The organism is Acidovorax sp. ST3 (assembly GCF_003231145.1).
Classification (GTDB): Bacteria; Pseudomonadota; Gammaproteobacteria; order Burkholderiales; family Burkholderiaceae_C; genus Acidovorax.
The window spans coordinates 110747-133059 of the sequence record NZ_QKVP01000007.1 but is presented as its reverse complement, the minus strand read 5'-3'; the positions used below and the strand labels follow the sequence as shown (position 1 = coordinate 133059).

The 22313-nt window shown below is 64.0% G+C and carries 29 protein-coding genes and 1 tRNA gene; 8 read left to right on the top strand and 22 right to left on the bottom strand.

From position 1 onward, the window contains the following. Positions 1 to 47 precede the first annotated feature (47 nt). Together DNK89_RS21845 and DNK89_RS21840 are read right to left on the bottom strand one after the other, a co-directional pair. Positions 48 to 386, bottom strand: a complete 339-nt coding sequence (locus tag DNK89_RS21845; RefSeq protein ID WP_203422435.1) for a cytochrome c — start codon at positions 384 to 386, stop codon at positions 48 to 50. A gap of 1 nt (position 387) precedes the next feature. Further along, positions 388 to 1602: a sulfite oxidase gene (locus DNK89_RS21840; protein WP_110961807.1), complete on the bottom strand. Its 1215-nt coding sequence runs from the start codon at positions 1600 to 1602 to the stop codon at positions 388 to 390. Positions 1603 to 1822: 220 nt separating this feature from the next. Between DNK89_RS21840 and DNK89_RS21835 the strand changes: the two genes are divergently transcribed. Next, positions 1823 to 2998, top strand: coding sequence for a rhodanese-like domain-containing protein (locus DNK89_RS21835; protein WP_110961806.1), 1176 nt, complete (start codon positions 1823 to 1825; stop codon positions 2996 to 2998). Positions 2999 to 3079: 81 nt separating this feature from the next. Beyond that, positions 3080 to 4405: a hemolysin family protein gene (locus tag DNK89_RS21830; RefSeq protein WP_110961805.1), complete on the top strand. Its 1326-nt coding sequence runs from the start codon at positions 3080 to 3082 to the stop codon at positions 4403 to 4405. A 15-nt stretch (positions 4406 to 4420) separates the two neighbouring features. On the opposite strand, the gene DNK89_RS21825 is transcribed toward DNK89_RS21830, so the two are convergent. From DNK89_RS21825 to DNK89_RS21800, 6 genes are all read right to left on the bottom strand, one after another. Beyond that, complete coding sequence (locus tag DNK89_RS21825) at positions 4421 to 5752, bottom strand: FIST N-terminal domain-containing protein (RefSeq protein WP_110961804.1); 1332 nt, start codon at positions 5750 to 5752, stop codon at positions 4421 to 4423. 79 nt (positions 5753 to 5831) lie between these two features. Then, positions 5832 to 6704 carry a PhaM family polyhydroxyalkanoate granule multifunctional regulatory protein gene (locus tag DNK89_RS21820; protein WP_110961803.1) on the bottom strand — a complete coding sequence of 291 codons (873 nt, stop codon included), beginning with the start codon at positions 6702 to 6704 and terminating at the stop codon, positions 5832 to 5834. Positions 6705 to 6810: 106 nt separating this feature from the next. After that, positions 6811 to 7296 carry a copper chaperone PCu(A)C gene (locus DNK89_RS21815; RefSeq protein ID WP_110961802.1) on the bottom strand — a complete coding sequence of 162 codons (486 nt, stop codon included), beginning with the start codon at positions 7294 to 7296 and terminating at the stop codon, positions 6811 to 6813. 67 nt (positions 7297 to 7363) lie between these two features. Further along, positions 7364 to 7924 (bottom strand): YcnI family protein, encoded by a 561-nt coding sequence (locus DNK89_RS21810; protein ID WP_203422433.1) that lies wholly within the window; start codon positions 7922 to 7924, stop codon positions 7364 to 7366. Positions 7925 to 7938: 14 nt separating this feature from the next. Then, complete coding sequence (locus DNK89_RS21805; protein ID WP_110961801.1) at positions 7939 to 10275, bottom strand: TonB-dependent receptor; 2337 nt, start codon at positions 10273 to 10275, stop codon at positions 7939 to 7941. An 80-nt stretch (positions 10276 to 10355) separates the two neighbouring features. Next, positions 10356 to 10727: a DUF2946 family protein gene (locus DNK89_RS21800; protein WP_203422431.1), complete on the bottom strand. Its 372-nt coding sequence runs from the start codon at positions 10725 to 10727 to the stop codon at positions 10356 to 10358. Positions 10728 to 10850: 123 nt separating this feature from the next. On the opposite strand from DNK89_RS21800, the gene DNK89_RS21795 reads away from it, so the two are divergent. The 5 genes from DNK89_RS21795 (at position 10851) to DNK89_RS21775 (ending at position 13486) form a co-directional block, all read left to right on the top strand. Next, complete coding sequence (locus tag DNK89_RS21795) at positions 10851 to 11498, top strand: glutathione S-transferase (RefSeq protein ID WP_110961800.1); 648 nt, start codon at positions 10851 to 10853, stop codon at positions 11496 to 11498. 123 nt (positions 11499 to 11621) lie between these two features. Further along, complete coding sequence (locus DNK89_RS21790) at positions 11622 to 11993, top strand: TraR/DksA family transcriptional regulator (RefSeq protein WP_110961799.1); 372 nt, start codon at positions 11622 to 11624, stop codon at positions 11991 to 11993. Positions 11994 to 12055: 62 nt separating this feature from the next. After that, a complete protein-coding gene (locus tag DNK89_RS21785; RefSeq protein ID WP_110961798.1) occupies positions 12056 to 12430 on the top strand; it encodes a hypothetical protein in 375 nt (124 codons plus the stop codon). Between the two features lie 52 nt (positions 12431 to 12482). Further along, positions 12483 to 12896, top strand: coding sequence for a VOC family protein (locus DNK89_RS21780; protein ID WP_110961797.1), 414 nt, complete (start codon positions 12483 to 12485; stop codon positions 12894 to 12896). Then, positions 12893 to 13486, top strand: coding sequence for a MarC family protein (locus DNK89_RS21775; protein ID WP_015016008.1), 594 nt, complete (start codon positions 12893 to 12895; stop codon positions 13484 to 13486). Before DNK89_RS21780 ends, DNK89_RS21775 begins: the two co-directional genes overlap by 4 nt. Before the next feature lie 96 nt (positions 13487 to 13582). On the opposite strand, the gene DNK89_RS21770 is transcribed toward DNK89_RS21775, so the two are convergent. Further along, a complete protein-coding gene (locus tag DNK89_RS21770; RefSeq protein WP_110961796.1) occupies positions 13583 to 14131 on the bottom strand; it encodes an Rrf2 family transcriptional regulator in 549 nt (182 codons plus the stop codon). Between the two features lie 151 nt (positions 14132 to 14282). Here DNK89_RS21770 and nhaR point away from each other — a divergent pair, with 151 nt between their 5' ends. Next, the gene (gene nhaR, locus DNK89_RS21765) at positions 14283 to 15179 is read left to right on the top strand and encodes a transcriptional activator NhaR (protein WP_110961795.1); all 897 of its coding nucleotides are present in this window, start codon (positions 14283 to 14285) and stop codon (positions 15177 to 15179) included. Between the two features lie 166 nt (positions 15180 to 15345). On the opposite strand, the gene DNK89_RS21760 is transcribed toward nhaR, so the two are convergent. From DNK89_RS21760 to rplF, 13 genes are all read right to left on the bottom strand, one after another. Next, positions 15346 to 15422 (bottom strand) — tRNA-Met (locus DNK89_RS21760). Between the two features lie 22 nt (positions 15423 to 15444). Beyond that, positions 15445 to 15837: a 50S ribosomal protein L17 gene (gene rplQ / locus DNK89_RS21755; protein WP_008906513.1), complete on the bottom strand. Its 393-nt coding sequence runs from the start codon at positions 15835 to 15837 to the stop codon at positions 15445 to 15447. A gap of 154 nt (positions 15838 to 15991) precedes the next feature. After that, complete coding sequence (gene rpoA / locus DNK89_RS21750) at positions 15992 to 16984, bottom strand: DNA-directed RNA polymerase subunit alpha (protein ID WP_005793666.1); 993 nt, start codon at positions 16982 to 16984, stop codon at positions 15992 to 15994. A gap of 117 nt (positions 16985 to 17101) precedes the next feature. Further along, positions 17102 to 17725 carry a 30S ribosomal protein S4 gene (rpsD, locus tag DNK89_RS21745; RefSeq protein ID WP_015016011.1) on the bottom strand — a complete coding sequence of 208 codons (624 nt, stop codon included), beginning with the start codon at positions 17723 to 17725 and terminating at the stop codon, positions 17102 to 17104. A gap of 92 nt (positions 17726 to 17817) precedes the next feature. Then, on the bottom strand, positions 17818 to 18222 hold the full coding sequence (rpsK, locus tag DNK89_RS21740; protein ID WP_005793662.1) for a 30S ribosomal protein S11: 405 nt from the start codon (positions 18220 to 18222) through the stop codon (positions 17818 to 17820). Between the two features lie 16 nt (positions 18223 to 18238). Further along, the gene (gene rpsM, locus DNK89_RS21735; RefSeq protein WP_060987448.1) at positions 18239 to 18604 is read right to left on the bottom strand and encodes a 30S ribosomal protein S13; all 366 of its coding nucleotides are present in this window, start codon (positions 18602 to 18604) and stop codon (positions 18239 to 18241) included. 23 nt (positions 18605 to 18627) lie between these two features. Then, entirely contained in the window at positions 18628 to 18741 is a 114-nt protein-coding gene (gene rpmJ / locus DNK89_RS21730; protein ID WP_005793651.1) for a 50S ribosomal protein L36, read from the bottom strand. 136 nt (positions 18742 to 18877) lie between these two features. Then, positions 18878 to 20197, bottom strand: coding sequence for a preprotein translocase subunit SecY (gene secY / locus DNK89_RS21725; RefSeq protein WP_015016012.1), 1320 nt, complete (start codon positions 20195 to 20197; stop codon positions 18878 to 18880). 24 nt (positions 20198 to 20221) lie between these two features. Beyond that, positions 20222 to 20653 (bottom strand): 50S ribosomal protein L15, encoded by a 432-nt coding sequence (gene rplO / locus DNK89_RS21720; RefSeq protein WP_015016013.1) that lies wholly within the window; start codon positions 20651 to 20653, stop codon positions 20222 to 20224. Between the two features lie 10 nt (positions 20654 to 20663). Continuing rightward, positions 20664 to 20846: a 50S ribosomal protein L30 gene (gene rpmD, locus DNK89_RS21715; RefSeq protein ID WP_005793644.1), complete on the bottom strand. Its 183-nt coding sequence runs from the start codon at positions 20844 to 20846 to the stop codon at positions 20664 to 20666. Positions 20847 to 20860: 14 nt separating this feature from the next. Then, a complete protein-coding gene (gene rpsE, locus DNK89_RS21710) occupies positions 20861 to 21379 on the bottom strand; it encodes a 30S ribosomal protein S5 (RefSeq protein WP_015016014.1) in 519 nt (172 codons plus the stop codon). A gap of 17 nt (positions 21380 to 21396) precedes the next feature. After that, positions 21397 to 21762 (bottom strand): 50S ribosomal protein L18, encoded by a 366-nt coding sequence (rplR, locus tag DNK89_RS21705; RefSeq protein ID WP_015016015.1) that lies wholly within the window; start codon positions 21760 to 21762, stop codon positions 21397 to 21399. Between the two features lie 11 nt (positions 21763 to 21773). Next, a complete protein-coding gene (rplF, locus tag DNK89_RS21700) occupies positions 21774 to 22307 on the bottom strand; it encodes a 50S ribosomal protein L6 (protein ID WP_015016016.1) in 534 nt (177 codons plus the stop codon). Positions 22308 to 22313: the final 6 nt, after the last annotated feature.

The following is a 22313-nucleotide window of genomic DNA, read 5'->3' as shown; positions in this document are numbered from 1 at the left end:
AGGCGGTTGCAGCGAGGCCACGCTGCAACCGGTGCGAAAGGCTGCGCCTACTTGGCCGCGCCCGTGGCGTGCGCCACAAACTGCGCCACGGCCAACATGTCCTTCTCGCTCATGCGCTCGGCATACGAGGGCATTACACCGATGCCCGCCTTGAGCGCGCGCAACACGCGGCCCGCGTCGGGCTTCAGCTCATCCAGCACCGGGCCGACCTGGCCCTCAGCACCTGCGGCCTGCAGGGTGTGACACACGGCGCAGGCGGGCTGGATCTTGGTGAACAGCTCCTTGCCGCGTGCCAGTTCGGCGGGGTCGGCGGCCGCAGCCGACGCACAGGCGCCAGCGACCCACAGCGCCGCTGCAAGGCGGCGCGCTCCGTTGCTCCCACCCATCTCAGGCCACGGTCACGGTGACGGCGTGGTCACGCCAGCTGGCGTTGTTGTAGCCGCCCAGGTTTTCCTCACGCTGCTCGGCCTGCACATTGCCTGCCGTGTCGGTGGCGCGGCTGGCCAGCACATGGGTGCCCGCCTCCAGGCGCAGGGGCAGCGCAAACTGCCGCCAGGCAAAGGGGCCCAGGTCGGGGCCGATGAGCTTGGCCGCCTGCCAGGTCTTGCCGCCGTCGGCCGACACCTCCACGCCCTTGATTCCGCGCGTGCCGCCAAAGGCCACGCCATGCACCTGCACCTGGCCGGGCTTGAGGGGACCCTTGTCGGCCAAGGGGCCGTTGATCCAGGACTTCACGCCCATCTCCCACACCGAAGGCTGGTCGGGGCTGGCCTTGCTGCCGGGTGGCGACATGCGGTAGCCGTGCGACATGATGCGTGCCTGCGACTGCGCGCTGGTGAAGGCCACGCGCTTGACGTACTTGATGTTGTTCACGCCCTGGTAGCCGGGCACCACCAGCCGCAGCGGGCCGCCATGCGCCAGTGACAGCGGCTCGCCATTCATCTCCCAGGCCAGCAGCGCATCGTCCATCGCCTTCACGGGCACCGAGCGCTCCACCAGCACCGACAGCGGGTCCACCCCCTCGGGCAGCTTCTCGCCGCCCGTACCGGTCAGGTAGGCCGCGCCGTCGGCCAGCCCGCCCAGGGCCGCCACCACGTTGCGCAGCGGCACGCCACTCCAGACCACGCAGCCTGCAGCACCCACCGCCCAAGGGGTGCCGCTGGGCTTGCTGGGGAAAAAGCCCCGGCCGTTGCCCGAGCACTGCAACACGGTGACCACGGTTTCCACGCCCAACGTCTTGAGCTCAGCCAGGGTCAGGCTGCGCGGGCTTTTGACCCCTTCGATGGACACCGTCCACGCGTCGCGGTTGTCCAGGATGGCCGCGTCGGGCGCGGGCAGGTTGTTGCGCACGTACAGCTGGTTGGACGGCGTGATGACGCTGGTGCCGAACGCGGAGCGCCGCGTTTCCAGGGTGCTGCTGCTGTGCACGATCAGCGCATCCGGCGACTTCCACCCTGCATAGGCGGGCAGCGGCTTGGCTGCGGGGGCGGCGGCTTGCTGGGCGCGCGCACTGCCCGTCCATCCGGCCAGGCCCAGCGCGCTCAAGGCGGCAGCACTTCCGGCCAGCATGTGGCGGCGCGGCAGGGTCATCGAATCTTTCATGCGAACGTCTCCAAAGAGTGGGTGAACAAAACCTTTCGCCCCCGATTCCCCTCGCAAGCGCAGGGCATCGGGCCAGCCCGCATTCTGTGCGGCAGCCCCTCGCACCGCACGCGCGGCGTCGTTAGCAGAAGTAACAAAAACAAAACATCGGAAACATTCGTACGCAGGTGCGGAGGCCGTGGGCATATTCGCGCTTTGTTGTGGGGAGAGGAAAAGCGCTATGAACATCATCAAAAAACGATCTTGGCGACCCATTGGGCTGCTCCTGCTCTGGGGCCTGGGTTGCAGCACCGCGCTGGCCCAGCTGACGGCGATCGTGGTTGTGGAGCCTACGGCCCGCAAGGCTGCGCACTCCATCCTGCGCACTTCGGCCGAGTCGGGTCTGTCGAAGGCCGTGGGCCAGCCTGTGGCGCTGACCACCAGCGACGACCTGGCCGACGTGATGCGCGCCACCCGCAGCGCGGGCTATGACATCTTCATTGCGCCAGCCCAGGTGGCGGCATCTGCACTGCAACGCGGCTACGAACTGGTGGGCGCCACGCACAAATCGGACAAGTACCTGCTGGTCGGCCTGCAGCCCATCGCCGCCGTGCCCGCCATGAAAGGCCGGCGGCTGTACCTGCCTCAGCAGGACTCGGTCTACACCTACATGGCGCGCGGCATGCTGAACGAAGCGGGGCTGTCGTTCCAGGATCTGCGGGCCGTGCAGTACGAAAAGTTCCCCCAGGCGGGCCTCACGGCCCTGACCCTGGGCACGGCCGATGCCACCGTGGTGCGCGAGGACGACTGGGCCGAATGGTCGGCGGCGCACCCCGGCATCGCGCGGGTGCTAGCCACGTCGCAGCCTGTGCCGGGCGGGTTCTCCATCGTGGTCAAGAAAGACCTGCCTGCGGATGCACGCAGCAAGCTGGCCCAGTGGTTCAGCACATCGTCCTCGGCCAGCGGCCTGCCGCTGGTCTCGGTGCGCCCGGAGGCTATGGAATACCGCCGCGTGGCCGAACTGGGGCTGTTCACCCCCACCAGCCTGCCTGGCGTGAACCGCATCACCGCGCGCGAAGCGCAGACCCTGCTGGCACAAGGCGCCACCCTGGTGGACACGCGCACCGAAAAGGAATTCAAGACCAAGCGCATCCGTGGCGCCGTGTTTGCGGCCTACGTGGAAAAGAGCCTGAAGGACGTGGCCTTCAATGCGGCGCAGGACGACTTCCAGGCGCTGGACAAGCTGCCAGGGCTGGACAAGGCCAAGCCGGTGATTTTTGCGTGCAATGGCGCCGAGTGCTGGAAGTCCTACAAGGCCGCCAAAGTGGCCACCACCAAGGGATTCCAGTCGGTGTACTGGCTGCGCGGGGGGCTGCCTGAATGGGACGAGACCGGCTTGCCCACAGAGGGTGGTTAGGAACCTGCGCGGGGCCTCCGGGCCCCAGTCCTTACAATGGGTTGCTTATCAACACCCAAGGGCGCGTAAGGCGCCCTTTGTATGGAAATAGCAATACTGTTCGCCCTCATCTTCCTCAACGGCCTGTTTGCCATGTCAGAGATCGCTCTGGTCACGGCCCGCAAGGTGCGGTTGCAAAAGCTGATTGATGAGGGCGATAGAGGTGCCGCCGCTGCCGTGAAGCTGGGCGAAGACCCCACGCGTTTTCTCTCCACCATCCAGATCGGCATCACGTCCATCGGCGTGCTGAACGGTATCGTGGGCGAGGCTGCCCTGGCAGCGCCGCTGGCATCGTGGCTGGAGCGCCTGGGCGTGCCGCTGCCCTACGGTGGCTACGCGGCCACCGGGCTGGTGGTGGTGCTGATCACGTACTTCTCCATCGTGGTGGGCGAGCTGGTGCCCAAGCGCATCGGTCAGTCGTACCCCGAAACCTTTGCCCGCTTGGTAGCGCGGCCCATCAACTTTCTGGCACTGGCCACCAAGCCGTTTGTGCTGCTGCTGTCCACGTCCACTCGCACCTTGCTGCGCCTGCTGGGCGTGAAGGAAACCAGCGGCAGCCCAGTGACCGAAGAAGAGATCCACGCCATGCTGGTCGAAGGCACGACGGCCGGTGTGATCGAGTCGCACGAGCACACCATGGTGCGCAACGTGTTCCGCCTGGACGACCGCCAGATCGGCTCGCTGATGGTGCCGCGTGGCGATGTGGTGTGCCTGGACATCGATGCTCCGTTTGAAGAAAACCTGAAGTGCATCGAAGACTCCGACCACGCACGCTTCCCTGTGGTGCGCGGTGGCATGGACAACATCCTGGGCGTGATCAATGCGCGCCAATGGTTGTCGCGCACGCTGCGCGACAAGGCGCGCGGCGGCCTGGCCGACCAGCCGTTGCAGACGGCGCTGTATGTGCCCGAGACCATCACGGGCATGGAGCTGCTGGACAACTTCCGCCTGTCGGACGTGCACATGGCGTTTGTGATCGACGAATACGGCGAGGTGCAGGGCATCGTCACGCTGCAGGACCTGATCGAGGCGATCACGGGCGAGTTCCAGCCGCGCGACCCGGAGACCTCGTGGGCGCTGCAGCGCGAAGACGGCAGCTGGCTGCTGGACGGCCACATCCCCGTGCCCGAGCTGAAGGACCGCCTGAACCTGGACGCCGTGCCCGAAGAAGAGCGCGGCCGCTACCACACCCTGAGCGGCATGATCATGCTGCTGACGGGCCGCCTGCCCAAGGTGACCGACACGGTGCAGTGGGAAGACTGGAAGCTGGAGGTGGTGGACATGGATGGCAAGACCATCGACAAGATCCTGGCCACGCGGCTCACGCCCGAAGAAAAGGCCGAGGCCGAGGACAGCCCGGCCCTCTGACCCCAGCCCCTGCGCTCAGCCCTGCGGCCCGCTGTCCACAAACACGGTGAGCACCCCGGTGTAGCCGTAGAGGTGGTGGTGGGCGATCTCGCCGCCCGCAAAAAAACCGGCCAGCGGCGCATCGCCCAGCGCATGGCGCACGATCTGCAGCTCGGCGCTGGGCCCGCCAAAGTGGGGGCCGCCCCGGCCCGAGCAACTCACGTAGATGGCGCCGCAGATGCGCCGCCCCGTCTGGGGCAACACCCCGGCGCCGGGCGTTCCGGGCGCCGGGGCGGGGCCGCCCCGCGCCTCGGACGACGATTCCAGCGGCGCGGGCTCCAGCTCTTCGGGCGACAGCTCCTCGCGGATTTCGGCGCAGATGCGCATCAGGTCAGCACGCGCCGCCGCCACATTGCGCTGGCAGAACGCCAGGTGCATGCCCGCTTCCACCTGGTCGGCCAGGGCCACGCCCCGGCGGCTGCCGTCGAGCCCCACGATGTGACGCACGCGCGTGTCGGCGCCAAAGTGGCCCGTGCGGCGCTGTCCCTGCGGTTGTTCACCGGCGTTGACCAGCCCTGCCAGTGTGGCGCGCACCTTGCGCAGCGCGGGCTGCGGGTCGCCCCCGTCGAGCGAGACCTGTAGCGTGTCAAGCAGCACATCCAGCGCGGGCTCGCCGTCGAGCGCGAGCACCACGTTGTCCTGCGCGGCCGTGATGGTGTGCAGCGGGCCCACGGGCTGGCAGCCCTGCGTGACACGCGACACCAGCGACACGCCCGCGCCAAACGCCACACCCGAGAGACCGCCATCAAACACCCCACTGGCACCGCCTTGCCCGGCCATGTTGCCGTCGCCGCCCACGGCAAACTGCACGCTGGCGGTGCGGCTGGCGCTCAGGCCGCCAAACAGATAGCCTGTGTCGGTCCGCGCAGCCATCTCGGCAAGCAGTTCGGTCAGGTCCGGCGTGTGGCCGTCGGCATGCACCAGCGCGGTGTGGGCCACAAAACCCGTGCCGGCGTGCGGCGCATGGGCAGGCAGCGGCGCCACGCCCGAGAACACGCGGTACTGGTCGGCCGGCACATCCAGCAGCATGACCGAGAGCGCGGGCTCGTCAAAGTATTCGGCATTGTTGGCCGACACGCCCACACCCACAGTGCCGCTCCAGTCGGTCACTTCCGGCAGCTCGCCGCTCAGGTAGTCGAGCAGCGCCTGGGCTTCGTTGGCGTAGTGGTCGGTGATGTAGAGCAGGCCCAGGGTGGGGGCCGATGCGTAGTCGGGCAGCGCCATCTGGGCGCGCAGCTGCGCCAGCACCAGCGCAGCGGCCATGCGCCACTGGGGGTGGGTGGCGTGGCCGGTGGGAAAGAGTTTCATGGTGAGGGTCTCCGTGCCAGGGCGGGAGGTAGGCCAACGTGGGGCCGCCTGCGTGCTGCCGCACCCGCCCGCGTTGGCGTCAGCCCGCTCGCTTGCGGGCAGCCGGGCTGCGGGTGCTGCTGGCCTTCTTGGCGGCGGGCTTCGTGGTGGTTTTGCGGGCTGCGGGCTTCTTGGCCGCAGCAGTTTTCTTTGCGGCGCCTGCGGATGATGCCGCCGCGCGCTTGGCGCCGCCCTGCATGGTCTGCATGCCCTTGGCGGCAAACTGGCTGGCCATGCCGGTGGCCGTCTTGAGGGCTTCCTTGGCCAGGCCGGTGGCCATGTTCTTGGTGGTGTCGATGGCGGTCTGCTTAGCCGCGTCCTTCATGGCGTTGGCCGCGATCTGCTGGAACTGGCTCGTGAGCGCACCCCACCACTGCATCGGGTCCACCACGGCGGGCTCGGCCGCAGCCGCAGTCTTGCCCTTGGCTTTGGGCTTGGCTTGTGCAGCGGGTGCGGGCTCGGCCTCGGTCTCGTCCGGGGTTTCCTCTTCAGCGGCGGCGCGGCCTGTGACGCGGGCCGCCGCGCCAGCCACGGCCTCGGCGGCGCCGCTCACGGTGTCGGCGGCTTTCTGCACGCCACTCATCACTGTGTCGGCGGTCTTGAGCTTGAAGGCGTTGGCCACATCGCCCATGCTGAAGTTCATGCCCTTGAGCGTGGCCAGGGTCATCTTCTGCACCTCCAGCGCCTGGATGGTGGCGGCCAGCGCGCGCGAGTTCTGCTCCAGCCAGAACTGCACGGCCTTCAGCTCTTCGATGCGCTTTTCCAACTCTTCCACGCTGATGGTGGGGGCCACCCAGTTGGACAGGTTGGGCAACTGCGGAATGCTGCTGGACGCCCCCTTGGCCAGGCTTTGCAGAAAGTCAAAACCGGGGACGAATTTGCCGAAACCGAAGTTGTTGGATGTGTCGCTCATGGCCGCTCCGCGAGAGGTGGGTCGTTGGAACCTGCTCCAGGTTCTTGAGGAGGCACAGCTTACTCCAATGCGTTGCGCCCGCGAAGGCGCTGCGGCCGCGAGGATCTCAGTGTTTGTGCCCATCCATCATGCTGCCCGCCGTGGCGCCGCCGGGCGCGGAGGTGCCCACGGGCACCGTCAGGTTCAGCTTGCTTTCCACGCCCTTGGCGTCCTGGAACACCAGGGTGAGCGGCACCGTGCTGTCCTTGGCCAGCGGCGCCTTCAGGTCCAGCAGCATGACGTGGTAGCCGCCGGGCTTGAGCTCCACCGTCTTGCCTGCCGGCAGGTCCAGCGCGGGCACGGCGCGCATCTTCATGATGTCGCCTTCCATCTTCATCTCGTGCACTTCGGCCAGGCCGGCCGCGGGCGATTCGGCGCGCACCAGGCGCGCCCCGTCCTTGGCCGTGAGGCGCATGAACGCGCCCGTGGCCTTCTGGCCCTGCACGCTGGCGCGGGCCCAGGCGCCTTCGACCTTGACGGCTGCGGTCTGTGCCCATGCAGGGGCGCTGAGCAGTGCAGCAACGATGGCGGCGGTGTGAAGCAGTGTTTTCATGGTGAATGTCTTTCGGTTGGCTCAAAGAAAAGAGGGATAGAGGGGGATAAGGGGCTGGGCCCGACTGTCAATGATTGTGGGCAGCCGCGCCACCGCTGGGCAGAATCTCCAGCGCTGCCGCAGGGGACTTGAGGTCTGACAGCTTCTGGCCCGCCTGGGGCACATCCACCCAGTCGTTACGGCCTTCGACGCAGACCTGGCGCACGGGCCAGTACACGGTTCCTGCTTGCTCGGGGGCGGTGGCGACCAGCACGAACTCGTCGTAGTGGGCGCTCTGCAGCATGTCGTCTGCGGTCTTGGCTGTCCAGGTCACGCGCACCACGTCTTCGGTGATGGTGCGGCCATGGCTGGTGTACGGCTGTGCCAGCTTGTCGCGCTGCACGTCGAGCGTCCAGCCCGGCTTGGGCATGGGGCGCGCGCCGCGCATGCCCGCGGGGATGTCCACCACCACCTGCCGCGTGGGCGATGCGCCGCAGCCGTGGCCCACCTTGAACGCGGCCTTGTAGCTGGCGCCGGCCGGTGCCACCTGGTATTCGAGCACCACATGGGCCGATGCAGTGCCAAACAGGGCGGTAGCGCTAGTCAAACATGCGGCAGCAGCTATCTTTTTCATAGTATTCAACAACATGGGGAGTATTCCTTTCAGAGGGAGACCTTCAACTCAGCCATGTAGCTGCGCTGCGGGTAGGGGTGGAAGTTCCAGAACTGGTAGTTGTTCAGGTTGTCGATGCCCACGGCGGCGCTGACCGCTTTGGTGATCTGGTAGCGCACGCGCACATCGGTGGTGAAGTAGCGGCTCGCGCCCTGGTAGGCAAAACCGTTGGGGTCGCTGTTGTCGAGCGTGCTGTATTGCTTGCCGCTGTAGCGCGCGCCCAGGGTGTACGACCATTTGTCGTCCGGCCGGTAGGTCGCCACGGCAGTGGCGCGCCATTCGGGGATGCGTGGCTGCCACTTCCCTACGCTGGTGGGGAACTTGTCGTTGCGCGTGATCTTGGAATCCGTCCAGGTCAGACTGCTGCCCAGCTCCAGCCCGCGCGCAAAGACGTTGGCGGCCTGGTACGACAGCTCGATGCCCTTGGTGCGGATGGCGTCCACGTTCTGCACATTGGTCACGTTGGGCGTGACGAGCACATTGGTCTGCGAGTACAGCGCGTCCTTGGTGCGCTCAAAAAAAGCCGTGAGGCGCAGCAGGCCGTTGCCCAGGTCCCGCTCCGCCGTCAGCTCGGTGGTCCAGCTCTTTTCGGGGCGCAGGTTGGGGTCGTTGTTGATGAGCGTGCCGCTGCCGCTGATGCCGCCCTGGTACAGCTCAGACACCGTGGGCGTGCGTACGGCGCGGCCTGTCGATGCCTTGAGCACCCAGAGGTCGCTGGCCTGGTAGGCCACGGCCGCCTTGGGCGAGACGTAGGTCTCGTTGCGCTCGGGGTGGCTCACGGTGGTGGTGGCATTGCCGGTCTGGCCGTTGCTGGCGCTCCAGCGTTCGGCGCGGGCGCCCAGCACGGCCTTCCACTTCGGCGCGATCTTCCAGGTGTCTTGCGCCCACAGACCCAGCAGCTGGGTGTCGCCGTTGAAGGCCTGGTTGCGGACGCCCGCAGCGCCGTTGATCCAGTTGGTGGTGGTGTTCTCCACCGTGCGCAGCTGGTAGCTGTCGCGCTGCAGGCCAAAGTCCACGATGTGCGCGCCCAACACGCCATCGGGCCGCCAGGTGCCCTTGGCGGCCAGGGTGTTCCAGCCTGTGCCCTTGCTGTTGACGATGCGCCCTGCCCCGCCGTTCAGCGCCGCAGGCAACGCCACGGTGGCGGCGCGCAGGGTGTCGGTCTGGTAGTCGTACAGGCTGGCGGCCACCTCCCAGTCGAACACGCCTTGCGTGCGGCTCTTGACCGACAGGCCGTGCATGAAATGCGTGAGGTTCTCGTTGGACACATTGAAGTCGGTGGGCGTGAGCGCAAACGAGCGGCCATTGATGTTGACCGTGCCGCTGTAGACCGCATTGCCGTTGGCGTCGCGCAGGTAGCTGGTGGGGCGGCCTTCAGATTCGTTGTGCCACCAGCCAAAGGTGTAGGCGGCACGCACGGTAGGCGAGAAGTCGTAGGCGATCTTGGCCTTGATGTGGTCTTGCTGCGTGTGGTACTGCGTGGCAGTGCCCAGCAGATACCAGGGCTGGTTGCTGCGGTTGTTGTCCAGTACGGCGCCCGTCACGGGTGTGCCCGCACTGCCCACGGTGCCGGCGGACACGAGACGCGTGGGGAAGGTGAGCGGCTGGCCTTCGCTGTCGGTCTTGTTGAAGTTCAGGAACCAGGACCAGTCGCCGTTTTTGTTGCCCACCGAGGCGCTGACCAGCTTGCCCCCGTAGGTGCCGCTGGTGTTGTACAGGTCAAACGGCTGGTGCTGGGTGCTGACCTGCCCGTGCGCCTCAAACTTCGTCGGCATGCGCGTGACGTAGTCCACCACCGCGCCCACCGAGTTGCCCGCGTACGCTGCGGAGAACGGACCGTAGAGCACGTCCACGCGCTCGACTTCTTCGGGAGTGACCAGCATCCAGCGCGGCGCGTTGGTGGGGCCGTTGCCCAGGTAGTTGCTCAGCAAGATGCCATCGGCAAACACCATGGACCGCGCCGGGTTGCCCGTGCCCGATGCGCGGGTGGACAGCACGGCGTGGTTGTAGTCGCCGATATAGCGCTTGCGCACCAGCAGACTGGGCAGGTACTTGAGGGCGTCTTCGCTGTCGGTGGCGTTGATCGCATGCTCGATCTGCTCGCGCGTCACGCCCTCGATTGTGGTGGGGATCTGCGTGGGCAGCGAGGTGGGCTGGCCCCCGGTGATGGTGACCACGCCCAGCTCCTTGACCGGGGCATGGCTGGTAGTGCTGGTGCTCGTGCTCTCAGCGGTCTGGGCGAATGCGGATGACGCCCCAGCGGACGCGATGCCAAGGACGAGGGGAAAGGCACTGGCCACGGCCAGCGCCATGCGGCTTTTGCGCATGGAAACTCCTGAAAATCAAGCCAAATAGGCCGCAAGCGCAGGTGAATCATGCGCAAGCAGCTATCGAATCAATAGCGATTTCAGGAGAGCGATGGGGGCCCGCGCGGCGGCAGCGGCGCGGCGGTGCGCGCTGCAATGTGCGCGGCAGGGATGGGGCGCAGGGCATGCGCCAGGGGGTGAACCACAGGCAGCTGGGCCTGGGATGCGGGAGGGGGAACGCCCACATGCGCGCACAACGGGCAGTCCAGCGTGTGGCTGGACAGTTCCTTGGCGCCGTCGTCGGTCTTGACCAGCACCTTGATCGCGCCCGAGCCCGAGCAGATCAGCTCCATGGCCTGCGGATGCACCAGCGGCGACGCCACAGCCACGCCGATCGACAACACAAACCACGCCAGCACCAGGCGGGCGAGCCAGCGAAGGCTGCGGAGGGTTTGCAGGGACGGCAAGGACATGGAGGCGCCATTGTAGGTGCGCGGCTCACGCCGACCGGCGCGCGGGTCATCTGCGTGACCGCTTGGCGCCACCCACCGACCTAGGATGTGCGCCTGCTAACACCACAAACAAGGAGACACGCCATGCTCACACTCTGCGGCTTTTCGGCCAGCAACTACTACAACAAGGTCAAGCTGGCCCTGCTCGAAAAGGGCCTGCCGTTCACCGAAGAACTGGCCTGGGTGGGCGAGACCGACCGCAGCGCCAGCCCGCTGGGCAAGGTGCCCTACCTGCGCACGCCGCAGGGACCGCTGTGTGAGTCCGCCGTGATGGCCGACTACATCGAAGCCGCCCACCCCGAGCACCCGCTGATCCCGGCCGATCCCTACCAGGCCGCCAAGGTGCGCGAGCTGATCACCTTTCTGGAACTGCACCTGGAGCTGGTCGCGCGCAACCTGTATCCGCAGGCGTTCTTTGGCGGCACTGTGAGCGACACGGCCAAGGAAAAGGTCGGCGCACAGCTGCAGAAGAACATCGCCGCCTTCGGCCAGCTGGCCCAGTTCAGCCCCTACGTGGGCGGCGACACCTTCACCATGGCCGACTGCGCGGCCATCGTGCACCTGCCGCTGGTCAGCTCGGCCACCAAGATCATCTATGGCAAGGACTATCTGGCCGACCTGCCCGTGCGCGACTACCTGGCCCGCATGGCCGAGCGCCCCCATGTGCAGCGCGTTAACGCGGACCGCAAGACCAACACCGCCGAAATGCTGGCGCGCCCGCCCAAGCGCTGAGCATGCCCCCCAGCGGTGTCACCCGGGCAGTGACACCGCGCGCCATCCCTTGACCTTGGTCAACCCCTCGCGGCGGGCACAGGCGCACCATGCAGGTATCCGATCACCCCGAGGAGACCCCGCATGGACAAGACCCAAGCCGCCCCATTTCGCCAGCAGTTGCTGACCCAGCAGTCCGAGTTGCTGGCCCAGTTGGCCGCACAGCGCGGCGGCGTCATCGGCCGCGCCGAAGTGGCCGCTGAACACTTTGGGCAACCGGAAGACCCACGCGCCCAGGTGGCCACCGAGCGCGAACTGGAATTTGCCCTGGGCGAACGCGAAACCGCGCACCTGGCGGCTGTTGAATCCGCCCTCGCCCGCATCGAAGCGGGCACCTATGGCGAGTGCACGGACTGCGGCGCCCACATCACCGCCGCCCGCCTGCATGCCCAACCCGAGGCAGCGCGCTGTGTGCACTGCCAAGAAAAGGCCGAGCAACACCCGCGTGCTGCGTGAGCAGGTTCGCCCGCTCTCCCCTCTTCCTTCCCGTTTTGTCATCACTTCAAGAAAGCCGATTCATGAGCACTTTTCACGCCGTTGTATGGATGGACCAATCCGAAGCCCATGTGGTGATGTTCGACCGCGAACACGCCGAGGCCCAGCGCATCAAGTCCCGCAGCCACCACAAGCACCAGGGCAAGGCCGAAGACCTCGCGCCGTTTTTTGCCGAAGTGGCCCAGGCCCTGAGCCACACCCGCGAGGTGCTGCTGGCCGGCCCAGGCCTGGTGCGCAACCAGTTCCGCGACTGGGCCTCCAAGCACCATGCGGCCGTGGCCGGTGTGGTGGTGGACTCGGTGGCCGCCGACCATCCGACAGACGCCCAGCTGGTGGCCATGGCGCGCCAGTACTTCAAGAAGTTTGACAACATGGCCGCCGATCCGTCGGTCGCCTGAGCGACCTCCCGGCCACGCCACGGCGTGGCCCCTGGCTGCTATCCTCCGCGGGATGCGCAGCCTCTTTCACCTCGCCTTTCACGTCACCGACCTGGACGCCGCCCGCCGCTTTTACGGCGGCGTGCTGGGCTGCCAGGAAGGCCGAAGCACCGACACCTGGGTGGACTTCGATTTTTTTGGCCATCAGATCTCGTTGCACCTGGGCACACCGTTTGCCAGCGCCCGCACCGGGCATGTGGGGGACCACCTGGTCCCCATGCCGCACTTCGGCGCCATTTTGGAACTGCCCGACTGGCATGCACTGGCCGCGCGGTTGAAGGCCGCCGGCACCGCCTTCGTGCTGGAGCCGCAGGTGCGCTTTGAAGGCCAGCCCGGCGAGCAGTGGACGATGTTCTTCCACGACCCCAGCGGCAATCCGATCGAGATCAAGGGCTTTCGCTCGCTGGACGCGGTGTACGCAACGTGAGCTACACCTTCGCGTCGGCCACCATCCTGCTCCTGCTGATCACCGATCCGCTGGGCAACATCCCCATCTTTGCCAATGCCCTGCGGGGCGTGGCGCCCGAGCGCCGGGCGCGGGTGATCCTCCGGGAGGTGCTGATTGCGTTTGCCCTGCTGCTGGTGTTCCTGTTCTTCGGGGCAGAGTTTCTGCGGGTGATGAACCTGAGCGACCTGTCGCTGCAGATTGCCGGCGCCGTGGTGCTGTTTCTGATCGCGCTGCGCATGATTTTTCCGTCGGCAGACGGCCCGCAGGCAGAGCTTCCGGGCGAGCCGCTGATCGTGCCGCTGGCCATTCCTGCGCTGGCAGGCCCGTCGGCACTGGCCACCGTCATGCTGCTGGTGGCACAGGCTCCGGAGCGCCGCTGGGAATGGGTGGGCGCGCTGTGCGTCACCATGGCCGTGTGCGCCGTGGTGCTCTTGCTGGCCGAACGCATCCAGCGCCTGGTGGGCGAACGCGTGGTGATGGCGTTTGAACGCCTGATGGGTCTGATCCTGGTCGCGATCTCGGTCGAGATGCTGATCCGGGGCATCAAGCAGCTCGCACACCAGTTGTAGCGTAGCCATCGGCAGCCAGGCAGCCTGCCGCTGCGCCAGCCTCGGTGGGCTTGGCGCCGCACCGGACGCCTTGCACCACCGCAGGGCCCCTTCGCCTCAGCGGCGCTGCAGGATCGGCATGCTCCCCAAGGCAAACACCGAGTTGGGCACATTGACCCTCGCCATCAGCGGACGGGGCTTGGGCGCCAGGGGCAGCTTGGTACGGGCAGCGGGGGCCTTTTCCTCCACCACCGTGCCCTGCTTCAGGGCCTGGTCCACCAAGTCCTGCAGCGTCACCGACTGCAGGTATTCCATCACGCGGGAGTTGAAGCTGGTCCACAGCTCGCCCGTCATGGATTTGACCTGCGCAGCCTGGCCAGCGCCAAGGTTCTGCAGCTCGTCGTTCTTGAGGTTCTCCACCGCCAGGATGATTTCGGCCACCGACACCTGCTCGGCCCGCCGCGCCAGCGTGTAGCCGCCGCCTGGTCCGCGGGTACTGTCCACGAGGCCGGCACGGCGCAGCGCGCTGAACAGCTGCTCCAGGTAGGAAAGGGAAATGCCCTGCCGCGCGCTGATGGTGGACAAGGGCACGGGTCGCAGCTTCTGGCGCAGGGCCAGGTCGGTCATGGCGGATACCGCCAGCTGTCCTCGGGTCGTGATACGCATCGTTGCTACTCCTTGTGAACACAGGCAGCTACAGGCCGCAGCGCAGATCGCCACGGAAGCTGCCAAACGTCAATGTAGAGAGTTTCATACTTCGCGTATATTCGTTTTATCGTGTTTTTTTCTTCGATTTTTTCGAAGCTTTGAGGTCTCCATGAATTTCAAGCACTTGCGTTACTTCTGGACGGTGGCCAAGGCAGGCGGCGTGATGCGGGCGGGTGAGCAGCTGAACACCACCCCGCAAACGCTGTCTGGCCAGATCAAGCAGCTGGAAGAATGGCTGGGCCACGACCTGTTCCGCAAGCGGGGGCGCGGCCTGGAGCTGACCAGCGAGGGCCGCGTGGCACTGGGCTATGCTGAGCAGATCTTTGCGCTGGGGGACGAGCTGGAAAAATCCATCAGGCTGGCGCGGGGGCAGGAGAAGCCCCTGGAGTTCCGGGTGGGCGTGGCCGACTCGATTGCCAAATCCGTCGCCTACCACCTGCTGGAGCCCGCGCTGGGGATGCCGCAGCGCGTGCACATGACCTGCCATGAGGGCAAGTTTCCCGAACTGATTGCGCAGTTGAGCCTGCACCGGCTGGACCTGGTGCTGGCCGATGAGCCGGTGTCCAACAAGATCGGCGTCAAGGCCTTCAACCACCCGCTGGGCACCAGCAGCATGAGTTTTCTGTGCGCCCCCGCCTTGAGGGCCCAGCTGGAGGGACCCTTCCCACAGTGCCTGCATGGCGCGCCCATGCTCATTCAAGGCCCCATGTCGTCCGTGCGCCAGCAGCTCGACCATTGGCTGAACAAGCACCAACTGCAGCCCCGCCTGGTCGGTGAGTTCGACGACAGTGCGTTAATGAATGCGTTTGGACGTGAAGGCCGGGGCATCTTCACCTCCCCCTCCGTACTGGACGAGGAGACCACGGCCCAGTTTGGCGTGGAAGTCATCGGGCGCTCCTCCGAACTGGTGGAGGAGTTCTTTGCCATCTCCGTCGAAAGGCGCATCACCCACCCTTGTGTGGTGGCCATCACCAAAGCCGCGAAGGCGGATCTTTTTGCCCATTGAGCCCGTCGGAAACGTCGCGGTAGTCGGGCACCTCCACAGCAGTCTGAACAGGAGACCGCGAAGGCAATCCACCCTTGGCAGCGCCTAGCGCGTCAACCATCGGGCGCACAAACAAAAACGCCCACTGGGTAGTGGGCGGTTTGCTTTAGCAAGGATTGCTATGTTTTGGTTGCGCGAGAAGGATTTGAACCTCCGACCTTTGGGTTATGAGCCCAACGAGCTACCAGACTGCTCCATCGCGCGGTAAGAAGTAAATTATACCCTATTATTCAGCTGCTGCCGAATTATTTTCGGTTTCTGCAGCACGGTCGACCAGTTCGACCAGGGCCATAGGCGCATTGTCGCCCACGCGGAAGCCCATCTTCAGGATGCGGGTGTAGCCACCAGGACGCACCTTGAAACGGGGGCCCAGGTCGTTGAACAGCTTGGTCACGCTATCACGGTCGCGCAGACGGTTGAAAGCCAGGCGGCGGTTGGCCACGGAGTCTTCCTTGGCCAGGGTGATCATGGGCTCGATCACGCGGCGCAGTTCCTTGGCCTTGGGAACGGTGGTCTTGATGACTTCGTGCTCGATGAGCGAGTTCATCATGTTCTGCAGCATCGCGAGGCGGTGCGAGCTGGTGCGGTTGAGTTTGCGAAGGCCGTGTCCGTGGCGCATGGTGCTTTCTTTCTACTGTCTATGTAATTAAATCGGGCAGCCGGATCAGGTACTGTCCGAGGCACTGTTCCCCGTGGGGAACGAAAAGTCCCCTTTGCGGGGGACATCAAACCGGGCGCCCAAACTTTGGGCAGCCTTCGATTATAGCTTTGGCTTAACGCTTGTCCAGACCTGCTGGAGGCCAGTTCTCAAGCTTCATGCCCAAGGTGAGGCCGCGCGATGCCAGCACTTCCTTGATTTCGTTGAGCGACTTGCGGCCCAGGTTAGGCGTCTTGAGCAGCTCGTTCTCGGTGCGCTGGATCAGGTCACCGATGTAGTAGATGTTCTCCGCCTTCAGGCAATTGGCAGAGCGCACGGTCAGTTCCAGCTCGTCCACGGGACGCAGCAGGATCGGATCGAACGTCGCATTGCCACGTGGGCCTGCAGGTGCGTCGAACGCAGCCAGTTCGCCGCCTTCGAGCTGCGCAAATACCGCCAGTTGTTCCACCAGGATCTTGGCCGATGCGCGCACAGCGTCTTCGGCAGTGATCGCACCGTTGGTTTCGATCTCGACCACCAGCTTGTCCAGGTCGGTACGCTGCTCCACACGGGCGCTTTCCACGGTGTAGCTCACGCGCTTCACGGGGGAGAACGAGGCGTCCAGCACAATGCGGCCAATCGACTTGGTCGATTCGTCAGCGTAGCGGCGCAGGTTACCGGGCACATAGCCGCGACCCTTCTCCACCTTGATCTGCATGTCCAGTTTCCCGCCGGCAGACAGGTTGGCAATCACGTGATCCGGGTTGACGATTTCCACGTCGTGAGGGGTCTGGATATCGCGGGCAGTGACCACACCTTCGCCATCTTTGCGCAGGCTCAGTGTCACTTCGTCACGGTTGTGGAGCTTGAACACCACGCCCTTGAGGTTCAGCAGGATGTTGACCACGTCCTCTTGAACGCCGTCGATGGACGAATACTCGTGCAGAACACCTGCAATCGTGACTTCCGTCGCTGCGTAACCCACCATGGACGAGAGCAGGACGCGCCGGATGGCATTGCCCAGCGTGTGGCCGTACCCACGCTCGAACGGCTCCAGTGCGACCTTGGCACGGTTGTGGCCAAGCTGCTCGACATTGATCGCCTTGGGTTTCAGCAAATTGGTTTGCATTCAGACTTCCTCTCAATACCCCCAGCTCGTTACACCGGTAAGGCTGGTGAAGCACCTAAACCGCGATGCCTCGCGGTTCAGGGACGGTTTGCTTGAAATACTTCCGTACTCTACGGATTAACGCGAGTACAACTCAACGATCAGCGATTCGTTGATGTCGGCGCCGAACTCGTCGCGGTCAGGCACCTTCTTGAACACGCCTTCGGCCTTGTCGGCGTTCACTTCCACCCAGGCAGGCATGCCCACTTGGGCTGCCAGTTGCAGAGCCTCGACCACGCGGGCTTGCTTCTTGGACTTTTCGCGCACGGCCACCACGTCGCCGACCTTGACCAGGTACGAAGCGATGTTCACCGACTTGCCGTTCACCGTGATCGCCTTGTGGGACACCAGCTGGCGCGCTTCAGCGCGGGTGGAGCCGAAACCCATGCGGTACACGACGTTGTCCAGACGCGATTCCAGCAGGAACAGCAGGTTGGCGCCGGTGTTGCCCTTCTTGCCGTCGGCAGCTTCAAAGTAGCGGCGGAACTGCTTTTCCAGCACGCCGTACATGCGCTTGACCTTCTGCTTTTCACGCAGTTGCAGACCGTAGTCAGAGGTGCGGGCGCCCGAAGTGCGGCCATGTTGGCCGGGCTTGGAGTCGAACTTGGACTTGTCCGCGATGGAGCGACGTGCGCTCTTCAGGAACAGGTCGGTGCCTTCACGGCGGGAGAGTTTGGCCTTGGGGCCGAGGTAACGTGCCACTTGAGCTTCCTTTGTGTCATCTGCCGCAAACCATTGCGGGAGCCGCCTGAGGCGCTTGCGCGTTCACAGGCGGCGGTGGGCTTAGAGAGAAATTAGATACGACGACGCTTTTGAGGGCGGCAGCCGTTGTGAGGCACCGGGGTCACATCGGAGATCGATGTGATGCGGATGCCCAGTGCGCCCAGTGCGCGCACCGACGACTCACGGCCAGGACCTGGGCCCTTGATTTCCACGTCAAGGTTCTTGATACCTTGATCGATGGCAGCGCGGCCGGCCACTTCAGAAGCCACCTGGGCTGCGAAGGGGGTGGACTTGCGCGAGCCCTTGAAACCTTGGCCACCGGACGAAGCCCACGACAGAGCGTTGCCCTGGCGATCGGTGATCGTGATGATGGTGTTGTTGAACGAGGCGTGCACGTGGGCAATGCCGTCCGAAACGTTCTTCCGGACCTTCTTGCGGACGCGCTGAGCTGCGTTATTGGCAGGAGACTTAGCCATGATGATCTTTCAATCTTTATTTCTTCAGTGCAGCAGCACCCTTGCGCGGACCCTTGCGAGTGCGTGCATTGGTACGAGTGCGCTGACCACGCATTGGCAGACCGCGGCGATGGCGGAAGCCACGATAGCAGCCGATGTCCATCAAACGCTTGATGTTCATCGTGGTTTCGCGGCGCAGGTCACCTTCAATGGTGAACTGCTCGATTTGCTCGCGAATTTTTTCCAGATCGCTGTCCGTCAGATCCTTGATCTTCTTGGAGTAAGCGATACCAGTTGCTTCGCAGATCTTGCGAGCGCGGGTGCGACCGATGCCAAAAATGGCGGTCAAACCGATTTCCGCGTGCTTGTGCGGCGGAATGTTAATGCCAGCGATACGTGCCATATGCGTCCTCTAATACTTTCCAATCAACCTTGGCGCTGCTTGTGACGCAGATCCGTGCAGATCACACGCACCACACCCTTGCGGCGGATGATCTTGCAGTTGCGGCAGATTTTTTTGACCGAAGCCGAAACTCTCATTGCATTCTCCTAAAACTTTTCCATCCGTCCCGGCTGCTTCGCACGGAACACAATTTGTGCCCGCGAAAATCGTGGGGCGCCAATTCAACCGATATCCAACTCTTTGCAGACAGCGCCGTGCGCCGCCTTGGTGCCATCACCCGCCTGCACCGCCCTTGAAGTTCGCCTTCTTGAGCAGCGATTCGTACTGTTGCGACATCATGTAGTTCTGAACCTGGGCCATGAAGTCCATGGTCACCACCACGATGATCAGCAGCGAGGTTCCGCCAAAGTAAAACGGAACGTTGTACTTCAGGATCAGGAACTCGGGCAGCAGACACACAAAAGTGATGTACACCGCGCCCGCCAACGTCAGGCGAACCAGGATCTTGTCGATGTAGCGTGCAGTTTGCTCACCTGGACGAATGCCCGGAATGAACGCGCCGCTCTTCTTCAGGTTGTCTGCTGTCTCGCGGCTGTTGAACACCAAAGCCGTGTAGAAGAAGCAGAAGAAGACGATCGCTGCAGCGTAGAACATCACATAGATCGGCTGACCTGGCGTCAGTGCACCAGAGATGTCCTTGAGCCAACGCATCGATTCGCCAGCGCTGAACCAGTTCACCACGGTTGCAGGCAGCAGGATGATCGACGATGCGAAGATCGGAGGAATCACACCCGCCATGTTCAGCTTCAAAGGCAAGTGCGACGACTGGCCGCCATACACCTTGTTGCCGACTTGTCGTCGTGCGTAATTCACCAAGATCTTGCGCTGACCACGCTCCACGAACACCACGAAGTAAGTCACGAGACCCACCACGATGACGATGAAGATCGCTGCAAGGATGCTCATTGCACCGGTGCGTACCAGTTCCAGAAGGCCACCGATAGAGCTGGGCAGACCGGCAGCGATACCGCCGAAGATCAGGATCGAGATCCCGTTACCCAGACCACGCTCCGTGATCTGCTCACCCAGCCACATCAGAAACATCGTTCCTGCGGTCAGGCTGACCACTGCCGTCAGGCGGAAGCCAAAACCGGGGCTCAGTACCAGACCTGCAGAGCTTTCAAGGGCTACTGCAATACCCAGCGACTGGAACAGGGCCAAGCCCAGGGTCCCATAACGGGTGTACTGCGTGATCTTCCGGCGGCCGGCTTCGCCTTCCTTCTTCAACTGCTCGAAGGCGGGCAGCACGTACGTCATCAGCTGCATGATGATCGATGCCGAGATGTACGGCATGATCCCCAGAGCAAACACCGTGAAACGCGACAGCGCGCCACCCGAGAACATGTTGAACAGGTTCAGGATGCCGCCCTGCTGGCCACTGAACAGCTGCTGAAGTTGGGCTGGATCGATGCCCGGCACGGGGATATGCGCCCCGATGCGGTACACGACCAGCGCCAGCAACAGAAAAACCAGACGCCGACGCAGGTCGCCGAATTTTCCGGTCTTTGCAATTTGAGCCGCGCTAGTAGCCACAGATGCCTTCCTTCAGTGCCACACTCAGGCGACGCTGCCGCCAGCAGCTTCGATGGCTGCCTTGGCACCTGCCGTAGCGCCCACGCCAGACAGCTTGACTGCCTTGGTCAGGGAACCGCTCTTGATGACCTTGACCACCTTGGCCAGCTCGCCCACCAGACCAGCTTGCTTCAGTGCCAGAACGTCCACTTCAGCCAGACCCAGTTGGTCCAGGGCTGTCAGCGTCACTTCCGCATTGAACTTCAGCAGGTGCGACTTGAAGCCGCGCTTGGGCAAGCGACGTTGCAGAGGCATTTGACCGCCTTCGAAGCCCACCTTGTGGTAGCCACCGGAGCGGGACTTTTGGCCCTTGTGACCACGGCCAGCGGTCTTGCCCAGGCCGGAGCCGATACCACGGCCTACGCGGCGCTTGGCATGCTTGGCGCCGTCTGCGGGCTTGATGCTATTGAGTTCCATGATCTATCTCTCAGACGATTTTGACCAGGTAGCTGATCTTGTTAATCATGCCGCGAACTTCGGGCGAATCCTTCAATTCGCTGACGCTGTTCAGCTTGCGCAGACCCAGGCCACGGACGGTGGCGCGGTGCGATTCCTTGGTGCCAATCGGGCTGCGCACCAGTTGAATCTTGACGGTTTGTTGCGTTGTCATATTCAGGCTCCCGTTCAGGCGAAGATGTCTTCGACTGTCTTGCCGCGCTTGGCTGCAACGTTCGACGGAGTCGTCGAATTGACGAGCGCGTCAAAGGTAGCACGGACCATGTTGTAGGGGTTGGACGAACCATGGCTCTTGGCCACGATGTCGGTCACACCCAGCACTTCAAAGACTGCGCGCATCGGGCCGCCGGCGATGATACCGGTACCCTTGGGAGCGGGAGCCATCATCACGACAGCCGCGCCATGATGGCCGGTCACATTGTGATAGATGGTGCCGTTCTTCAGAGACACCTTGACCATGTTGCGGCGAGCTTCTTCCATCGCCTTTTGCACGGCAGCAGGCACTTCCTTGGACTTGCCCTTGCCCATGCCCACGCGGCCGTCACCGTCGCCAACCACGGTCAGTGCAGCGAAACCGAGGATACGGCCACCCTTCACGACTTTGGTCACGCGGTTGACCGCGATCATTTTTTCGCGCAGACCGTCGTCACGACCTTCGTCTTGCACTTTGGGTTGAAATTTAGCCATTTTGTATTCCGCTCCGCTTAGAACTGCAGGCCGGCTTCACGGGCTGCGTCGGCCAGAGCCTTGACGCGACCGTGGTAGGCAAAGCCTGCGCGATCAAATGCAACCTTCTCGACACCTGCAGCCTTCGCCTTTTCAGCGATACGCTTGCCGATGACCTGGGCTGCAGCGGCGTTGCCACCCTTGCCCGAACCGCCGAGCGACTTGCGCACGTCGGCTTCTGCCGTCGAAGCGCTTGCCAGCACCTTGCTGCCGTCGCCGGAAATCACACTGGCGTAGATATGGAGGTTCGTACGGTTCACGGTGAGACGTGCCACGCCTTGCTGTGCAATGCGGATGCGGGTCTGACGCGAACGACGAAGACGCTGCTCTTTCTTGGTCAACATGTTGCAGCTCCTTATTTCTTCTTGGTCTCTTTGATCGTGATCTTTTCGTCCGCATAGCGGATGCCCTTGCCCTTGTAGGGCTCGGGCGGACGAACAGCACGGATCTCAGCAGCGATCTGACCGACGCGTTGACGATCGGCACCCTTGATCACCACTTCTGTGGGCGTGGGGGTGGCAACCGTGATACCAGCGGGCATCTCGATGTTGACCGGGTGCGAATAACCGACGGCCAGATTGAGCTTGGAACCGGCTGCAGCAGCCTTGTAACCCACGCCCACCAGGCTCAGCTTCTTTTCAAAGCCCTTGCTGACACCGACCACCATGTTGTTGACCAACTGGCGAATCGTGCCGCTCATGGCATTGGCTTCGCGGGAATCATTGGCAGGCTCAAAGCTGAGCTTGCCGTCATTGCTGGACACCTTCACCAGCGCGTTTTGCGCCAGCGACAGGGTGCCGCCAGAACCCTTCACAGAGATCTGGTCGCTTTTCACGGACACATCCACACCTGCGGGGATGGTCACGGGCATTTTTCCTACTCGGGACATTTCAGT

What these genes read in the sequence shown, in the direction of transcription:
- DNK89_RS21845 (WP_203422435.1), bottom strand. Translation starts at nt 386, where the DNA reads ATGGGTGGGAGCAACGGAGCGCGCCGCCTTGCAGCGGCGCTGTGGGTC.
- DNK89_RS21840 (WP_110961807.1), bottom strand. Translation starts at nt 1,602, where the DNA reads ATGAAAGATTCGATGACCCTGCCGCGCCGCCACATGCTGGCCGGAAGT.
- DNK89_RS21835 (WP_110961806.1), top strand. Translation starts at nt 1,823, where the DNA reads ATGAACATCATCAAAAAACGATCTTGGCGACCCATTGGGCTGCTCCTG.
- DNK89_RS21830 (WP_110961805.1), top strand. Translation starts at nt 3,080, where the DNA reads ATGGAAATAGCAATACTGTTCGCCCTCATCTTCCTCAACGGCCTGTTT.
- DNK89_RS21825 (WP_110961804.1), bottom strand. Translation starts at nt 5,752, where the DNA reads ATGAAACTCTTTCCCACCGGCCACGCCACCCACCCCCAGTGGCGCATG.
- DNK89_RS21820 (WP_110961803.1), bottom strand. Translation starts at nt 6,704, where the DNA reads ATGAGCGACACATCCAACAACTTCGGTTTCGGCAAATTCGTCCCCGGT.
- DNK89_RS21815 (WP_110961802.1), bottom strand. Translation starts at nt 7,296, where the DNA reads ATGAAAACACTGCTTCACACCGCCGCCATCGTTGCTGCACTGCTCAGC.
- DNK89_RS21810 (WP_203422433.1), bottom strand. Translation starts at nt 7,924, where the DNA reads ATGTTGTTGAATACTATGAAAAAGATAGCTGCTGCCGCATGTTTGACT.
- DNK89_RS21805 (WP_110961801.1), bottom strand. Translation starts at nt 10,275, where the DNA reads ATGCGCAAAAGCCGCATGGCGCTGGCCGTGGCCAGTGCCTTTCCCCTC.
- DNK89_RS21800 (WP_203422431.1), bottom strand. Translation starts at nt 10,727, where the DNA reads ATGTCCTTGCCGTCCCTGCAAACCCTCCGCAGCCTTCGCTGGCTCGCC.
- DNK89_RS21795 (WP_110961800.1), top strand. Translation starts at nt 10,851, where the DNA reads ATGCTCACACTCTGCGGCTTTTCGGCCAGCAACTACTACAACAAGGTC.
- DNK89_RS21790 (WP_110961799.1), top strand. Translation starts at nt 11,622, where the DNA reads ATGGACAAGACCCAAGCCGCCCCATTTCGCCAGCAGTTGCTGACCCAG.
- DNK89_RS21785 (WP_110961798.1), top strand. Translation starts at nt 12,056, where the DNA reads ATGAGCACTTTTCACGCCGTTGTATGGATGGACCAATCCGAAGCCCAT.
- DNK89_RS21780 (WP_110961797.1), top strand. Translation starts at nt 12,483, where the DNA reads ATGCGCAGCCTCTTTCACCTCGCCTTTCACGTCACCGACCTGGACGCC.
- DNK89_RS21770 (WP_110961796.1), bottom strand. Translation starts at nt 14,131, where the DNA reads ATGCGTATCACGACCCGAGGACAGCTGGCGGTATCCGCCATGACCGAC.
- nhaR (WP_110961795.1), top strand. Translation starts at nt 14,283, where the DNA reads ATGAATTTCAAGCACTTGCGTTACTTCTGGACGGTGGCCAAGGCAGGC.
- rplQ (WP_008906513.1), bottom strand. Translation starts at nt 15,837, where the DNA reads ATGCGCCACGGACACGGCCTTCGCAAACTCAACCGCACCAGCTCGCAC.
- rpoA (WP_005793666.1), bottom strand. Translation starts at nt 16,984, where the DNA reads ATGCAAACCAATTTGCTGAAACCCAAGGCGATCAATGTCGAGCAGCTT.
- rpsK (WP_005793662.1), bottom strand. Translation starts at nt 18,222, where the DNA reads ATGGCTAAGTCTCCTGCCAATAACGCAGCTCAGCGCGTCCGCAAGAAG.
- rpsM (WP_060987448.1), bottom strand. Translation starts at nt 18,604, where the DNA reads ATGGCACGTATCGCTGGCATTAACATTCCGCCGCACAAGCACGCGGAA.
- rpmJ (WP_005793651.1), bottom strand. Translation starts at nt 18,741, where the DNA reads ATGAGAGTTTCGGCTTCGGTCAAAAAAATCTGCCGCAACTGCAAGATC.
- rplO (WP_015016013.1), bottom strand. Translation starts at nt 20,653, where the DNA reads ATGGAACTCAATAGCATCAAGCCCGCAGACGGCGCCAAGCATGCCAAG.
- rpmD (WP_005793644.1), bottom strand. Translation starts at nt 20,846, where the DNA reads ATGACAACGCAACAAACCGTCAAGATTCAACTGGTGCGCAGCCCGATT.
- rpsE (WP_015016014.1), bottom strand. Translation starts at nt 21,379, where the DNA reads ATGGCTAAATTTCAACCCAAAGTGCAAGACGAAGGTCGTGACGACGGT.
- rplR (WP_015016015.1), bottom strand. Translation starts at nt 21,762, where the DNA reads ATGTTGACCAAGAAAGAGCAGCGTCTTCGTCGTTCGCGTCAGACCCGC.
- rplF (WP_015016016.1), bottom strand. Translation starts at nt 22,307, where the DNA reads ATGTCCCGAGTAGGAAAAATGCCCGTGACCATCCCCGCAGGTGTGGAT.